Raw genomic sequence first — 15,592 nt, 5'->3', positions numbered from 1 at the left:
CTCGGCCTCAGGGGCGCGCCGAGCTGCGGATCGCTGCCGAGGCCTCCACCCGCCAACGATTCAATCGGGCCATCGAACAACTCGCCGCCTGACCCGGCCGATACCCTCAGGGGCCCGGATCCAATGACGGATTGGGGCTAGCTCCGACGCCGCAACCTTCGGGGGCCTGGGCAGGCTTGCAGCGAGGCTCCGCGCCAGCCCGATCGGCTAGTATCCCGCGATGTCCAATCGACTCCCCGCCCTGGCTCTGGCCGCCGTGCCCGGCCGCCGCAAGAAGACCCTCGACCTGGCCCGCGAGATCGAAGCGCGCGGCTTTTCTGGCATCTACTGCGCGAGCTTCGGTGATGGGATGGGCCTGTGCGAGGCGCTGGCGTTCGCCACGGAGCGCATTCCGATCGGCACGGCGATCGTCAACATGTATTCGCGCCATGCGAGCGAGTACGCCCAGACCGCGAGCCTGATCCAGGAGCTCTCGGGCGGGCGTTTCCGCTTCGGTGTCGGCGTCAGCCACGACGCGATGAACCGACGTCTCGGCGTGACGACGGGCAAACCGCTCGCCGATACCCGCGCTTTCGTCGAAGCGTTTCGCGCTACGCCTCGCGTTGGCGAGCTGCCGCCGATCATTCTTGCCGGACTTCGCAAGAAGATGATCGCCCTCTCGGCGGAGATCGGTGATGGCGTGGTCTTTGCCAACGTGGCTCGCTCTCACGTCCCCGAAAGCCTGGCGGCCTTGCCCGAGGAGAAACGTCGCGACCCGACGTTCTTCGTCGGAGACATGATCCCGACCTGTATCTCCGACGATCGAGAGGCGGCCGCAGCCGTCAACCGCAAGACGCTGACCATGTACTTGACTCTCCCCAACTATCGGAACTACTGGAAGGAAGCCGGTTATGTGGAGGAGATGCAGGCGGTCGAGAAGGCGTTCGAGGCGAACGAGCGCGATCGCCTGCCGGAACTGATGACCGATCGCTGGCTTGCAGACGTTTCCCTCTTTGGTTCGGTCGCCGAGGTGAGGGAGGGCGTCGAAGCCTTTTTCGATGCGGGTGTGAGCACGCCGATCCTGGTTCCTTCATCCGCCGTCGGCAACCAGATGAAGGCATTCGAGGAGCTGTTCGCTGCCTTCGCCTGAGCAGGGCTCGCCCGCCGGAATATTGCGTCAGCAGATCGCCAAGCCTGGCCTCCGGGTGATGCCGTGCTGTTGGGATGCCTGGTCGGCGCGGTTGATCGAACAATCCGGCTTCGGGCTCACGTTCATGAGCGGCTTCGCCGTTTCGGGCACGCGCCTCGGCATGCCGGACACGGGCTTGATCTCCTACGCCGAGATGCTCGACCAGGGTCGCAATCTCTGCGAAGCGGTGGACATCCCGGTGATCGGCGACGCCGACACCGGGTATGGCAACCCCCTGAACGTGCAACGCACCGTTCGCGGCTACGCCGGGGCGGGCTTCGCCTGCGCGATGATCGAAGATCAGCTCGCGCCGAAACGCTGCGGTCACACACGGGGCAAGGAAGTGGTGGAGCGTGCCGAAGCGCTCACGCGGTTTCGTGCGGCCGTCGAGACCCGAACGGAGAACGGGTTCGATTTCCTGTTGATGGCACGTACGGATGCGCGAGCGACGCGCGGACTCGACGAGGCGATCGATCGCGCCAAGGCGTTTCGCGATTTCGGTGCCGACATCCTCTTCGTCGAGTCCCCCGCCAGCGAAGAAGAGCTGGCCCGGATCGCACGGGAGCTCGAGGGAACACCTCTCATGGCCAACCTGGTCGAGGACGGTGACACGCCGATGCTGGCCCACGCCGAACTCGAAGCGTTGGGATTCAAGATCGCGGCCTATCCGCTGACGCTCCTCGAGGTGGCATCGAAAGCGATGAACGATGCTCTCGCCGAGATGGCAGCAGGTCGCCATCCGCAAGATGACGCGCGGCTCTCCTTTTCGGAGCTGCGCGAGCTGGTGGGCTTCCCGGCCTACAACGCTGCAGAGGAGCGCTACCGAAACAAGGATTGAGCGTTCCGCGTAGGCGGTGTGCATTCCTTGTCGATCCCCCAGGGAGCGGGTCGCGGGTAAGTGCGCGGGTTTGCTCGGCTCTACGCCGTTCTTCCTTGCGGCATGGGGCTTGCTCCTCTACGGGGCAAGGAGGCTCCCATGTCCATCCGCACCCTCGATGATTTCCGCTGGAACCTGCCCAACGCGCTCTCCGCGCTTCGGCTGGCCCTCGTGCCGAGCCTGCTGTGGGTTGCATGGCTGGGAGAGGCGCGCCTCTTCCTGGCCCTCGTGAGCGTCGCCCTGGCCTCCGATGTACTCGATGGTTGGGTCGCCCGCGCCACCGGCGAAGCCAGTGATGCCGGCTGCCTTCTGGATAGTCGAGCGGATCTCGCTCTCTGGCTCGCGATGCCGCTTTGTACCTGGTGGCTCCGGCCCGACTTCGTGACCGCTGAACTCCGTTGGGTCGCGCTCCTTGGCGTCGCATTCGTCTTGCCGATGGCCGTCGCCTGGCTCAAGTTTCGCGCGCTCACGAGCTATCACACCTGGGGAGCCAAGCTCTCCTCCATCCTCGTCGGCGGTGCCCTGTGGGTCGTCTGGGCCGGTGGCCCCGGCTGGCCGTTTCGCATTGCGGCGGCGATCGCGATCCTGGCGCTGATCGAAGAGATCGCCATCACGGCAGTTCTCGCTCAGCCCGCCATCAACGTGAAGACAATCTGGCACGTACTCCGGGAGCGCCTGCGATAGAGTCGACGGTCATGCATCGTCGCCTGCCTGCGCTTCTCATCCTGGCCGTGGCCTGTGCCGCCCCGCGGCCTCCCGCGGAGATGACGGGCTCCGCGGATCCCGCCTTGGATCTCCATCACGCCTCGATCGTCATCGATACCCACTCGGATACGACGCCCTGGTTCCAGGATCCGGATTGGCATTTCGACGAACGACATGACGTGGGTCACCAGGATCTGCCACGCATGCGCGAGGGCGGGCTCGACGTCCAGTTCTGGTCGATCTACATGGGCAAGACCCCGGGGAAGGGCGCCGCGATCCGTCAGGCGGTAGAACGCATCGACGCCGTTCATCGACTCGTCGCCCGGCATCCGGACGATCTGGCGCTTGCAACGACGGCGGCGGACATCCGGCGCATCGTCGGCGAGGGCAAGGTCGCCTGTCTGATGGGCGTCGAGGGCGGCCACATCATCGAAGAGAGCTTGCCCGCGTTGCGCACGTTCCATCGCCTCGGCGTCCGATACATGACGCTTACCCATTCGTTCCACACGAGTTGGGCCGATTCGTCGGGAACCACCGAGATCCCCGAGCCCGTCCACGGTGGGCTCACGGCCTTCGGCGAGCAAGTCGTAGCCGAGATGAACCGGCTCGGCATGATGGTCGACATCTCCCATGTTTCCGACGACACCTTTCGCGATGTACTGCGCGTGACGAAGGCGCCGGTCATTGCTTCGCATTCTTCAGCCCGCGCGGTCGCGGATCATCCCCGCAATCTCAGCGACGAAATGCTGACGGCATTGGCAGTCAACCGCGGCGTCGTGATGATCAATTTCTACCCCGCCTACATCGATACATCCCTCGCCGAGCCGATGCGCACGCTCTTCGGGCGGATCGGGCCGGAGTTGGCGCAGATCCGCGAAGAGCACGCCGACGATCCGCTCGCACGGAGCCGCGCCTTCCGCGCTCGCCTGGCCAGGGAAGAGATTCCGCGCACGCATCTCGACGTACTGCTCGATCACTTCGACCACGCCATTCGTGTGGCCGGGCCTGATCACGTGGGCATCGGCGCGGATTGGGATGGCGTCCCCAGCATGCCCTATGAAATGGGGGATGTGAGCCAGCTTCCCAACCTGACCCGCGGACTCCTCGCGCGCGGCCATTCGCCGGAGACCGTGCGCAAGGTGCTAGGCGAGAACCTGTTCCGCGTGATGGCAGAGGTCGAGGCGGCGGCCGCACCCTAGCCGAACAGGTGCCCTCCCCGGGTTCGCGATCGCAGAGAACGACGAGATCACACCCCCGCGGCGAGACGCTCGTGTTTTCTGCGCGCTGACCACCTCTCGCCCGGCGACTCTCGCTCGCACACGCGAAGCGGCTCGACGAGCGCTTTCACGCCTAGCGCAGGAGGGCGCGGCCGATGACGGGGAGTTCGAGGATGGGCTTGACGCCTTCGAAGATCGGGAGCACCTGGGCATCGACCACGTATCGGCTGATCGGGTATTCCTCGGCGTAACCCCAGCCGCCGTGCATCAGCTGGCCCTGTTGGCAGACCTCCACGGCGATGTCGCATGCCAGCAGCTTGGCCTGTGCCGCCAGGGTGCCGGCGGCGCGCTCGTCTTCGTCCATGGCTTCGGCCGCCGCGTAGGAGATCGCGCGCGCTGCGAAGAGCTTCGACGCCATTCGACCCAGCGTGTACTGGGTGAGCTGGAACTCCGAGATCGGATGCTGGAACTGCTTGCGATCGACGACGTATTTGGCGGTCTCCTCGAGCGCCGCCTGGGCGAGGCCGCAGCCGCGCCCCGCCGTTTGCAAGCGGCCCGCCGCGAATCCGCCCATCTGGAGGTAGAAGCCCCGCCCAAGGCCCTCTTCGAGGCCGACCAGGTTCGCGCCGGGGATGCGGTAGTTCTCGAGGTTCAGGGTGAACGAGTGCATGCCGCGGTAACCCGGGGTGGCATCGGCCTTGCCCACCATCCGGCCGCCGTCGGGCTGCGTCATCTCGAACTCGTGGCCGGGGAAGGAATCCTTGGGCACGATGAACAGGGATAGACCCTTCTGTCGCTTCGACATGTCCGGGTCCGTGCGCGCGAGCAGGGCCAATACGTCGGCGCGGCCGGCGAATGTGCACCAGGCCTTCGGCCCGTTGATCACCCAGTCGTCGCCGTCCCGGGTCGCGCGGCATTTCACGCCGGCCACATCGCTACCGATATCCGGCTCCGTCACCGACACGCCAACCATGACCTCGCCGGAGGCGAGCTTGGGCAGCCACTGCTTCTTCTGATCCTCGGTTCCGCCCTGGAGGAGAGCCTTGGTCAGGATCTCCGGACGGGTGATCAGCGAGCCCGCACCTGCCAACGAAGCGCGCGAGAGCTCTTCGGTGGTGAGGACCATCGCCAGGTTTCCCATCTCGTGGCCGCCATACTCCTCCGGAATCGAAAGCCCGAAATAGCCGAGCTCACCCATCTTGGTGATGAACTCTTCGGGGATGTCCCGATCCTCGCGGTGGATGAACTCCGCGTGGGGAACGACCTCGTTCTCGGCAAACTCGCGCACGGAATCCCGCACCTGCTCCAACATCTCGTCCAGTGCCGGCTCCGTGCGGCCCTTGGCTTCGATCGCAGCCCGGCCAATCTCGCGAAGCAGGCCCTCCTGGGTGCCCGCTCGAAGGAGCGCTCGCACGTCAGCCGGGAAGGCGGCTTCCAGCTCTGCATCGCCCAGGCCCAGGTCCGGCAGGATTCCGTCCAGCCGGTTGCGGACATTCATCACCAACTCGGCGACGGCGGCCACCGCGGTGGCTTCGTCGAGCTTGCGACCCTCGCTGGCGGAGGATTCGACGAAGGCCAGCACTTCCTGGGCGGCCCGGGCCTCGGTCGACGCGTAGGCGATGCGCTCGGTCAGGACCTGATGGTCATCGATCAACTTCCCGTTCTGGGTCACCTCTCGTGCCTTCTCGAGGCAGGGGTTCAGAAGGGCCATCGCCGCGTCCAGAAGGCTGCGAGCGTCGCTCAAGGAAGGGGGAGCGGTCGGGGAGGTCATGTGACGTATCTCACTTTCTTCGGTCGGGGACCCCGTACTCTAGCGGTGTCGGACGGCTCGCTCACACGTGGCGGCGTCCTGGAGGGCACGAGATGAAGGGAACGCTACATCGATTGGGTGCTGGAATGGCCGTGCTGGTCCTGGCGGGCTGGCTTGGGGCTTGCGGAAGTGAGACGGCGCAGGATGCCATGGACGACGCGGCCTCGGCCGCAGGCGAGGCTGCTGAAGCCGCCGGCGAGATGGCAGAGAAGACGGGAGAGGCCGCCAAGAAGGTCGGCGAGGCGGCTGTGGCCGCTGGGGCCGATGGCGTTGCGGCGGCCGCTGATGCGGCGGGTGATGTCGCGGCGTCGGCAGAGGAGGCCGCCGAAGCGGTCGGTGAGGCCGCCGGCGAGGCCGCTGATCAGGCGGTCGACGTGGCCGCCGATGCAGCGGACGCCACCGCCGAAGCCGTTGGCGACGCTGCCGATGCCGTTTCCGAGGGCGCCGATGACGCCGCGGACGCGGTCACCGAGTAAGCCAGGAGGGCGTCAGCCCTCCAGATAGCTCTGGAGCGTTTCGACAAGGGCCGGGCTGCCGAAGAGCAGCCCGAGCCCGCGTCCATCCGCGCTCCGGTCGAGCGTCACGCAGCGTCCGCCGGCTTCGGGGACGAGGATCTGTGTGGCGGCGGCGTCCCAGAGATTCATTCCCACGTCCACCATGGCGTCGATACCGCCGTGCAACACCTGGGCGTGGCCGAAGGCGTCCGTGTAGCCCCGGAAGATCGGGAAGTCTGCGACCATGCGGTCGAAGGCTGGCCGCTCGCCGAATCCGTCGAAGCAGAAGGCATCCCCGTGGGCCAGCACGGCCCGCCGGGGATCGGTCTCCTGGGAGACGCGAACCCGTTCTTCACCTCGCCGTACGCCAGCACCCTTCCAGCCCACATAGCGTTCCTGGAGGCCCGGCAGATCGATCAGGCCGAGGACGGGCTCGCCGTCCTCGAGCAGGGCAATGATCGTGCTGAACAGGGCGATCCCCCGGCTGAATCCGATCGTTCCGTCGATCGGGTCGACCACCCAGCGCAACCCTTCGCCGGTTCCTTCGCTGCCGAATTCTTCGCCCAGGATGCCGATCTCCGGGTCGAAGCCGCGCAGCACGGAACGGATGGCCTGCTCGGCGGATCGGTCCGCTTCGGTCACCGGTGAGCCGTCGCTCTTGGTTTCCACCTCGACCCGGCGGAAGCGGGGCAGGATCTCCCGGCGAGCGGCATCCGCCGCCGCGCCGGCGAAATCCGCAGCTGCGATGAGATCGAGGGGCATCGAGGCCAACTCTAACGAAGCGCGTGCCGCGAGGGAGGAATCTTCCATGCGTCCCGGCACGAGCGAAGCCCCCCGGCCCGGGGATAGAATCGGAAGCATGACCGACACCCTCGCGCAGAAGCTCGGATTCGCAGCCGGGAATCGCATCGCGATCCTCCACGTCGATGACATCGGAATGTGTCACGCAGCCAACGAAGGCGGCTTCGCGGCTTTGCTCGAGGGCCTGCGACCTGCGGAAGCATCATGGTCCCCTGTCCCTGGTTTCGCGGAGCGGCAGAGCGCGCGCGAGCGCATCCCGATCTGGATCTGGGAGTCCATCTCACGCTGAACGCCGAATGGTCGGCCTACCGCTGGGGGCCGGTGGCTGGGCGCTCGGCCGTGCCGAGCTTGCTCGACGAGGAGGGTTATCTCCCGCGTACGCTCGCCGAAGTCGCCGAGAACGCCGAGCCCGAGGAAGTGGCGGTCGAGTTGCGCGCTCAGGTCGTGATGGCATTGGACGCCGGGATCGACGTCACCCATCTCGATGCGCATATGGGCACCGCCTTCTTGCCGAAGTTCTTGCCGGCCTACCAGGCGCTCGCGATGGAGTTCCAGGTTCCGGTCCTGGCGGCCAGCCCGGACGAGGCGACGCTCGAAGCCGCCGGCCTGGGCGGGGCCAAGCCGGTCTTCGACGCCATGGCCGATGCTTTCAACGCCAAGGGGTTCCCCGTGCTCGACGGTCTCGACGCCGACTCACTGGGCTTCGCCGAGGGAGCGGGCCTCGCCCACAACCACGCTCGTCTCGATGGTCTGGGCCAGGGCGTCACCTATGTCATCTGCCATCCCGCTTCCGATGGGGAGGAGCTTCGCCGCATCACCCCGGATTCTGCGCATCAACGGGAGTTCGAACGCAGTTTCTACGGTGGCCCTTCCGGCCGCAAAGCTCTCGAAGAGCGCGGCATTCAAACGCTGGGGATGCGGGCCTTGCGAGATTTCCTGAGAGGACGTTAGTTCGGGATCTCGTTCAGGGTGTACCAGGCTTCCCTGACCCAGAGTTCTTCTCCCCGGTCCGAGCGCAGGCCAGGATCGAGGCGCAGGTAGACGACCCGACCCGGCTTCAGGTCCGCGAGATCGACGGAGAGGACGCGCCGGTCGAGCGAGAGGCGCACATCCGTCACGAGAAGCTCTCGCACATCGAACTTCGGACCGCCGTAGCGGGCGCTTGGTACATAGAACCAATCGCTCGCGGTGATCTCTGCTGCGGTTGCTTTCGACTCCGCCGCGAGAGGCCTGGTGAATTCGATGTCGAAGCCCTTCGGTGTTGCGCGAACGGCGAAGGGCTCGAAAGCGGGCTCGTCGCCGAAGCGCAGACGTTCGAGGCCGAACCAGGCCTTGCCCGGGGCACCCCAGTTGCCCTTGCTGCCGATTTCCCCGACCACGAGGCTGCCGTCCGGAGCTTCGAGCAGCCGGTTGGCGCCGCCTTCCAGGCCGGCGCTGAAATGGAATGCCGCGCCCTGGAGCTGTCCGCCGATTTCTTCGAGCACCGCTCGTTTGAGGCCGCCGTTGTAGATATCTCCGAACAAGATGTGCCCTGCGTAGGGGCCTGTTCGTAGCGCGAGGGGTTGGGTGGGAGAGTTGCCGATTTCGTTCTGGGGCAGCCAGACGGCGGGGCGGGCGGGTTCCGGGAGTTCCCGCGTTTCACCTGGCTCGCGCCAACCGTGGAAGGCGCCGCGTTCGACGAGCAGCAACTTGCTGGCCGGAAGCCAATCGCCCTGGTTGTCGGTGACGAGCAGGCCGCGGCCCGGAAGCCATGCGACGCCGTTCGGCGTTCGGAAGCCCTTCGCGAGCCGCTCGAACGCACCATCGGCCACCGAGACACGGAAGGCCGTGCCGCGGTCCGGTGTCTGTTCCGGGCAACTCTTGCCCCCGGGCAGGACGCATACGGAGAGCGTGCCGTAGAGGAAGCCGTCGTGGTGGGCGAGCCCGAACCCGAATTCATGGAAGTTGGATGTCACTTCCCACGCCCGACTCACGGCCTGGTACTCGTCGATCCAGTCGTCGCCATCGAGGTCGACGAGGCGGGTGATCTCCTGCTTCTGCATCACGTAGATGCTGTCGTCCACCACCGCGACACCGAGTGGCTCGTGCAGGCCCTCGGCAATACGGGTCGCCTCGATTCCAGCCGCGGGGCCTTGCCAGCCTGCGACGAGGAAGACGGCGCCGTCCTGGTCCCAGGTCGCGACGACGAGGCGCCCGTCGGGAAGGATCCCCAGCCCGCCGACTTTCGGTGTGAAGCCTTCGGGAAGGATGCGCGCCACATCGAGCGCGGGGTGGAGGACTTCGGGCCGCGGCAGGACGGAGGTGTCATAGGTCCACGCATACTGGGCTCTCGCGCCTGCGTCCGAGGCGCCGGTCTCCTCATCCCCCGGTGTGATCCCAAGGATGTAGCGTGCGATGGTGGCGGCCTGCGCCCGGGAAAGATCGGGATGCGGAGGCATCGCGCCCTGGCCCCAGCGGTTCGCTCCGCCGTTGAGGATGGTCGTCGCCAGCTGTTCGGTGATCGCCTCCTTCGGTTCGTTCGCGTAGCGGAGCGCGATCTCCGACCAGGCCGGGCCGACCAGGCGTTCGTCTCGTCCATGGCAGGTGATGCAATCGCTGCCCTCGATCCAGGCCTCGGCGCGTGATGCCGGTATGCGGAAGCCGGAGCGTCTGGTCCTTTCGAGGGACCAGCCCGGCGCATCGAACCATTGGGTAAGAAGCGTTTCGTGCTCACCCAGGAGAAGGCGCTCATCTTCGAGGGTGCCGCCGTCGGTCTCGACATCCCTGGCGCCTGAGCGAAGAGTCAAGGCGAGGGAAAACCGCCCGGGATCCGACTCGACGAGGAATCGTCGTTCGAGCCCGAGGGCATCTCCGTCGTGCACGAGTTCCGGCGATTCGCGAACACGCACACTCCTCCCGGCGTGGTTCAGCTCGTAGAGGAGATAGGCTCGACCGCTTTCGGGCCCGACGCCGTGGCCCAGGTAGCGGACCCCTGGAATGATCCACTCCTCGCCGACGGCGACGCGCCAATCGCTTTCGTCCGGATGCCGCAGATACGCCGCACCCGTACTCACCGGTTCCGGGCCGTGCCGCATGTCGTAGACAGCACCTTCCTGTTCGAGTTCACCCCGCCACAGCTGGTACACGGACGCGGTTTCAGTGCCGTAGGCGAGCCAGATTCCCGGAGCCAGGGCCAGCTGCAACATGCGGGGCCGACCATCGAGGGAACTGCGGAGAATCCAGGGCGCATGCCCGCGGCCGGGAACGAGTTCCCGGCCGAAGCCCGCACGGTCGCCGGCCCGCGGAGGGAACAACTCGTACCGGGCAGCAACGAGGAGCTCCCAGGTCGTGAGTGAGCGAATCGTGGCCTGGGTTTCTTCCGGTTGGTCGCGTAGCCAGAATTGGAACGCTACTGCGATCCCCAATCCGAGCAGCAAGATCAGGCCCGTCGCAATGAGAAGGACGCGCCTCAGAATGGACATCCAGAACAGGGTGCCGCGGGTGGAAGCTCTTGTCAGCAGGCATCGCGGCCGGGCCCGGGGCGTGGGATGATCCTGGAATGGAAGACGTCCTTTCCGGTCTGCACATCGAACGGCACGGAACGGGGCGAGCGGTCGTGCTGGCACATGGGTTCGCAGGGAGTGCCCGGAATTGGCGACCGCAGTTGCGCGCGCTGCGGGAGCGGTACGAGGTTGTCGCGTACGATTCCCGCGGCCATGCACGCAGCGATGCGCCCGATGATCGGCGGGCCTATTCCGAGGCTGCGTTGGTGCGGGATCTCGGCGCCGTGGTGGGTGCGGTCGGGGATGCGCATCCGGTCGTGGGCGGGCTTTCGATGGGAGCGGCGGTCGCACTGGCATGGGCTCTGGCGGAGCCCGCGACTCCGCGAGGGCTCGTCCTCGCCTCGCTTCCTGCCGGTCCTGGCACCGGACGAGGTGTCTCGGCCCATGCGGGAGCCTTTGCCGAGGCTCTCGACCAGGAAGGGGTGGACGCTGCCGGTGCCCGGTATGCGTGGGGCCCCGGATCCGGCCTGGACGAACGGGGCGCAACCCTGGTTCGTCAGGGCTTCCTCGAGCATTCCCCACACAGCCTCGCCCATATCCTTCGCGAATTCCTGGGTTGCCGCGCCACTCCGGCTGAGCTGGCACCCCGGTTGCGGTCCCTGAACGTGCCGACCCTGGTTCTAGCCGGAGAACTCGACGAAGCCTCCCTACCTGCCTGTCGCGAGCTGGCGCGCCTGTTGCCGCACGCTGAACTCGAGGTGATCCCGGCTGCAGGACATGTCGTGAACCTCGCGCAGCCGGCTGCCGTAAACTCTGTACTCCACGCCTTTCTTGCTGCCCTCGACGGAGAAGAAATTTGATCCGGAATCTCGCGTTGCTCGGCTTGTTCCTGTCGTCCCCGGCTGCGCTCGCCCAGGGAGATTCCACGTGGCCCCATTGGGGCGGGGATAGCGGCGGCATGCGTTATGCCGAGCTCGAGGAGATCACGCGCCAGAACGTGGGCGAGCTGGAAGAACTCTGGGCCTGGCGCCATGGCGACGTGTCCGATGGCTCCGAGCCTTTCACCACGACCAGCGCCTTCCAACTGACACCGCTCCTGGTCGAAGGGACGCTCTTCGGTTGCACTCCCTTCAGCCGGGTCTTTGCCCTGGATCCGCAGACGGGCCAGGAGAAGTGGATCTTCGATCCGGAAATTGATCGGCACGCGAGATGGAGCAATCAGCTCGTATGTCGGGGTGTGGCCAGTTGGATCGACCCGCTAGCCGAGGCGGGTGCGACTTGTCGCCACCGCATCCTCACCAACACTGTCGACGCACGGTTGATCGCACTGGATGCCGCCACCGGCAAGACCTGCCCGGGGTTCGGGGAGGCTGGCCAGGTGGATCTGAACCCGGGCGTCGGCGAAACCCGCTGGAAGGGAGAGTATCAGCTCACGTCAGCGCCGACCCTGGCGGGAGACCTGGTTGTCGTCGGCTCGGCAGTCAGCGACGGGAGGCGAATCGAGGCGCCTTCCGGTGTGATTCGTGCATTCGACGTGCGCACGGGGGCGATGGCCTGGGCCTGGGATCTGTCGCCGCCGGATGAGCCCGGCGGAAAGCGCGAACCCGAGAGCGGCTGGATGCTCTCGACGCCTAACGTGTGGGCGCCGATGTCCTACGATTCGGAGCGGGACCTGCTCTTCGTTCCGACCGGAAATCCTACGCCCGACTACACGAGCGCTCACCGCCAGGGCCTGGATCACTACGGTAGTAGCACCGTGGCGCTGCACGCACGGACGGGCAAGGTGGCCTGGGCATTCCAGACCGTGCATCACGATGTCTGGGATCTCGATGTTCCCGCGCAACCCGTGCTCTTCCCCTTGCGCCGCGGTAGGAGCGTGATTCCGGCAGTGGTGCAGCCTACGAAGAGCAGTCATCTCTTCATTCTCGATCGTCGGAACGGCAAACCGCTCTTTCCCGTGGAGGAGCGACCGGTCCCGCAAGGAGGTGAAGAGGGATTCGTGCTCTCGCCGACCCAGCCTTTCCCGCTGAAGCCACCGCCGCTCATGCGCTTGGAGATCGCTCCCGAGGACGCCTGGGGCCTCACGTTCTGGGATCGGGGGAAATGCCGAGAGAGGATCGAGGAACTCCGCTCCGATGGCGCGTTCACGCCGCCGAGCGTGCAGGGCAGCATCATGATTCCCGGCAACGCCGGCGGATCGAACTGGGGAGGCGTGGCGATCGATCCGGAACGCCAACTCCTCCTGGCGAATGTCATGGATCTCCCCTGGGTCGTGACACTCATTCCGAGGTCCGAGTACGAGAAGACCGTGGCAGCACGCCGCTCCGGCGTGGAATACGCACCGCAAGAAGGGACCGCCTGGGGCATGAGCCGGGAGAACTTGACCTCACCTCTCGGTATCCCATGCAACGCGCCGCCCTGGGGAAGCCTCCACGCGATCGATCTCCAAACCGGCGACCTGCGCTGGAGCATTCCGATCGGTGGGCTGCCCTTGATCGGTGACATCGGATTGCCGAACCTCGGCGGGCCCCTCGTTACGAAGAGCGGCCTCGTCTTCCTGGCGGCGACGTTCGACTCGGCTTTCAGGGCCTTCGACATCGAGACGGGCGAGGAACTCTGGGAAACGTCCCTGCCTGCGGGTGGACAGGCGATTCCGATGACCTTCCGCGCTGGCGGACGCCAGATCGTGGTGATCGCGGCTGGAGGTTATGGCCGTATCCCCATCGACATGGGGGACAGTCTGGTCGCGTACGCACTTCCCGCTGATTGAGCTGGGGGCTCGCGCATCTGACAGCTGAGGGTCCGAGAAGAGTAGGGAAGCTCCTGCTGAAGACCGTGTTCCATGCGCTGCGTTTCAGGACGGCCAGCGCCTTCGGTTAGTATACCCGCGATCATGCGTATCGAGCCGCTGTTCAGCGCGGACCAGATTCAGGAGCGAGTGCGAGACCTCGCTGGACGTCTTGTCCGCGAATACGCCGATGCTCCGCTCACGGTCATCTGCATTGCAGGGGGTGCCCGGCGCTTCGTCGATGATCTGCTCCGCCACCTCGCACGCCGCGGAATCGAGCCCGAACGTCTCGACGTTCGTGCACATCGCACCGAAGGCACGACCCTTGGCCCCGTGCAGGTGGAGCATTTCGATCCCGAAGGCCTGGAGGGGCGCGACGTGCTCGTGGCCGATGACATTGCCGACGAAGGCGCAACGCTACAAGCGGTTCTCGAGATCGTGTCGTTGGGCGAGCCGCGTTCCGTTCGCACCGCCGTCCTGATCGACAAACGCGAACGCCGACGGCAGGTCGTGCCCATCGACTACGCAGCCTTCGAACTCGAGGCCGGATGGGTGATCGGCTACGGCATGGACGTCGACGGCGAGTACCGCGAGCTCGATTGGATCGGGCTGCTGAAAGACGATCGTTTCTAGCCCGCCCGATCCCTTTATCGGTCTTCCAGGGATTCCGCCGAGCGAAGCAGGGCCGGGTCTTCGAATGGATCGCCGTGGAAATCGAGCGACTCGTAGGCGCGGGTGCGATGGGCATCGGTGGCGAGCGGGCTCTTCTGGTTGGGCAGGCCGTCCACTGTCGTGAGCGAGAGGCTGCGGAGCAGATAGGGGCCATCGTGCCGTCCCTCCCGCATGACCAGGCCATACACGGTGAGGGGAAGCCAATGCACGCCAGGTTCCAGGCTCTGGGCGTACTGGCTCCACGCGAATGGCGCGCCTGCCGCATTGGCGAGGGTTGCCTCGAGATGAAAACGTGAGGCTTCGGCGACCTCGATCTCGACATCGACGACGAGGTTTCCCTCCACGATGGCGTCGCGATAGCGCCCGGTGAGCGAAGCCTTGGGAGCGCTGTAGAGGAAGCCGGTCGTCGCGGAGCGGAGTTCACCTTCTTCGGTCGTGGCTGTCACCGAGACGAGGTAGGCCCCGCGCATGGACGTCTGTGCGGTGGCACCTGGCGAAACGCTGGCTGTGAAATCCAGATCGCCGGCGCGGGCATCCGCAGCTTTTCCGTCATCGGCGAAAACAAGTGCGGCGACGAAGGTGCCCTGCGGATCGCGGATCTCACCTCGCAAAGCCCGAGGTGAGATGGCGCGACCCGCGTTGTGCAGCGTCGCATGGATCACGACCGGTTCCGGGGTCACGAAGCCTGTCGCCGCCGGACGCAGGATGAGCCCGGGTTCCAGATCTCGCGGCAGGCTGTGGCCGGGATCGACGGCGCGAGCTTCACGGATGGGGTCCTGCCCGCCTGGCAGTGGGCGTGACCACGGAGGAAACCTGGCGCGCTCGCGGTAATCGTCGGCGGCCTTGGCGGCCAGGCCGCGAAGCTCCGGGAGGACCGGGGGCGCTAGCCGCGCCGCTGGCGCCTCGAAGGGTTCTCGAGGCACGGGGTCGAACGAAGGTTGGGGCTCTGGCCCGTCTTCCGCCGGCGCGATGGCGGGTGTCGCAGGGTCGCCCGCATCCGAGATCAGCCATCCCACGCCGAGCAGGGCGCAGATCGCAATCCCGATGGCGACCCTCTGCTGCCGCCGGCTCACCTCAGACGCGTCGGAATCGACGCCGAGCGGCGAAAAGGATCGGAACGAGCAGGACGAGTTCCGCCCCCAGCCCGCATTTCGGAGGCGTCGTCCTGTTCAGCAGGAAGCCGTCATCGACGAGACGCGCGACGAGCTGCGCAGCGGACATCGTCGTCTGCACCTCGGTTTCCGCAGCGCAGGGCGTGAGGCCGCAGTACCAGCTGCCGTTGGGGATGGTGTATCTCGAATCCCGGTCGCCATCGTCGCGCGTGTCGTCGTGGTTCTCATGGCCCACATCCAGGTTCAGGAATCCGGAGACTTCCTGCTTCGCGCCGGCGCCGCACACATCGCCGTTGTCATAAGACGCAGTCGCGCTGCCATTGCATGTAGTACCCAAGTAGAAATGTCCGGTTTCTCCAAAGTAGAAATGTCCGCTTTTTCCAGTCGCCCGGGGTACCCCCGCGGGCATGGAGACAGTGAGCATGAGCTACGAGGAACTGGATCGCGTGGGCGTGATTGAGCGCGT

15 protein-coding genes are annotated in these 15,592 nt (G+C 66.1%); 10 read left to right on the top strand and 5 right to left on the bottom strand.

What is annotated here, in order from left to right; translation table 11 throughout:
- Positions 1-220 precede the first annotated feature (220 nt).
- From GY937_13285 to GY937_13270, 4 genes are all read left to right on the top strand, one after another.
- Complete coding sequence (locus GY937_13285; GenBank protein MCP5057679.1) at positions 221-1,129, top strand: LLM class flavin-dependent oxidoreductase; 909 nt, start codon at positions 221-223, stop codon at positions 1,127-1,129.
- A 58-nt stretch (positions 1,130-1,187) separates the two neighbouring features.
- Positions 1,188-2,006 (top strand): isocitrate lyase/PEP mutase family protein, encoded by an 819-nt coding sequence (locus GY937_13280; GenBank protein MCP5057678.1) that lies wholly within the window; start codon positions 1,188-1,190, stop codon positions 2,004-2,006.
- Positions 2,007-2,144: 138 nt separating this feature from the next.
- Positions 2,145-2,729, top strand: a complete 585-nt coding sequence (locus GY937_13275) for a CDP-alcohol phosphatidyltransferase family protein (protein MCP5057677.1) — start codon at positions 2,145-2,147, stop codon at positions 2,727-2,729.
- Positions 2,730-2,740: 11 nt separating this feature from the next.
- Positions 2,741-3,949 (top strand): membrane dipeptidase, encoded by a 1,209-nt coding sequence (locus GY937_13270; GenBank protein MCP5057676.1) that lies wholly within the window; start codon positions 2,741-2,743, stop codon positions 3,947-3,949.
- Positions 3,950-4,100: 151 nt separating this feature from the next.
- Here GY937_13270 and GY937_13265 read toward each other — a convergent pair whose 3' ends face one another.
- On the bottom strand, positions 4,101-5,711 hold the full coding sequence (locus GY937_13265) for an acyl-CoA/acyl-ACP dehydrogenase (protein ID MCP5057675.1): 1,611 nt from the start codon (positions 5,709-5,711) through the stop codon (positions 4,101-4,103).
- Positions 5,712-5,830: 119 nt separating this feature from the next.
- Here GY937_13265 and GY937_13260 point away from each other — a divergent pair, with 119 nt between their 5' ends.
- Positions 5,831-6,253, top strand: coding sequence for a hypothetical protein (locus tag GY937_13260; protein MCP5057674.1), 423 nt, complete (start codon positions 5,831-5,833; stop codon positions 6,251-6,253).
- A gap of 12 nt (positions 6,254-6,265) precedes the next feature.
- On the opposite strand, the gene GY937_13255 is transcribed toward GY937_13260, so the two are convergent.
- A complete protein-coding gene (locus GY937_13255; protein ID MCP5057673.1) occupies positions 6,266-7,033 on the bottom strand; it encodes a hypothetical protein in 768 nt (255 codons plus the stop codon).
- A gap of 97 nt (positions 7,034-7,130) precedes the next feature.
- On the opposite strand from GY937_13255, the gene GY937_13250 reads away from it, so the two are divergent.
- Both GY937_13250 and GY937_13245 read left to right on the top strand, forming a co-directional pair.
- Positions 7,131-7,361 carry a hypothetical protein gene (locus tag GY937_13250; protein ID MCP5057672.1) on the top strand — a complete coding sequence of 77 codons (231 nt, stop codon included), beginning with the start codon at positions 7,131-7,133 and terminating at the stop codon, positions 7,359-7,361.
- Positions 7,277-8,023 carry a ChbG/HpnK family deacetylase gene (locus GY937_13245; protein MCP5057671.1) on the top strand — a complete coding sequence of 249 codons (747 nt, stop codon included), beginning with the start codon at positions 7,277-7,279 and terminating at the stop codon, positions 8,021-8,023. The genes GY937_13250 and GY937_13245 overlap by 85 nt, the downstream gene beginning before the upstream one ends.
- Here GY937_13245 and GY937_13240 read toward each other — a convergent pair.
- Positions 8,020-10,533, bottom strand: coding sequence for a hypothetical protein (locus GY937_13240; protein MCP5057670.1), 2,514 nt, complete (start codon positions 10,531-10,533; stop codon positions 8,020-8,022). The genes GY937_13245 and GY937_13240 overlap by 4 nt on opposite strands.
- 77 nt (positions 10,534-10,610) lie before the next feature.
- Here GY937_13240 and GY937_13235 point away from each other — a divergent pair, with 77 nt between their 5' ends.
- The 3 genes from GY937_13235 to GY937_13225 all read left to right on the top strand — a co-directional run bounded on the left by GY937_13235 (position 10,611) and on the right by GY937_13225 (position 13,975).
- Entirely contained in the window at positions 10,611-11,414 is an 804-nt protein-coding gene (locus GY937_13235) for an alpha/beta fold hydrolase (protein MCP5057669.1), read from the top strand.
- On the top strand, positions 11,411-13,324 hold the full coding sequence (locus GY937_13230) for a pyrroloquinoline quinone-dependent dehydrogenase (protein MCP5057668.1): 1,914 nt from the start codon (positions 11,411-11,413) through the stop codon (positions 13,322-13,324). Before GY937_13235 ends, GY937_13230 begins: the two co-directional genes overlap by 4 nt.
- Before the next feature lie 123 nt (positions 13,325-13,447).
- Positions 13,448-13,975: a hypothetical protein gene (locus tag GY937_13225; protein ID MCP5057667.1), complete on the top strand. Its 528-nt coding sequence runs from the start codon at positions 13,448-13,450 to the stop codon at positions 13,973-13,975.
- Positions 13,976-13,989: 14 nt separating this feature from the next.
- Here GY937_13225 and GY937_13220 read toward each other — a convergent pair whose 3' ends face one another.
- Together GY937_13220 and GY937_13215 are read right to left on the bottom strand one after the other, a co-directional pair.
- Positions 13,990-15,087, bottom strand: coding sequence for a hypothetical protein (locus tag GY937_13220; protein MCP5057666.1), 1,098 nt, complete (start codon positions 15,085-15,087; stop codon positions 13,990-13,992).
- A gap of 1 nt (position 15,088) precedes the next feature.
- The gene (locus GY937_13215; GenBank protein MCP5057665.1) at positions 15,089-15,463 is read right to left on the bottom strand and encodes a hypothetical protein; all 375 of its coding nucleotides are present in this window, start codon (positions 15,461-15,463) and stop codon (positions 15,089-15,091) included.
- Positions 15,464-15,592: the final 129 nt, after the last annotated feature.

Source organism: bacterium (assembly GCA_024228115.1).
GTDB lineage: Bacteria > Myxococcota_A > UBA9160 > UBA9160 > UBA6930.
This window is presented reverse-complemented; position numbering and strand designations above follow the sequence as displayed.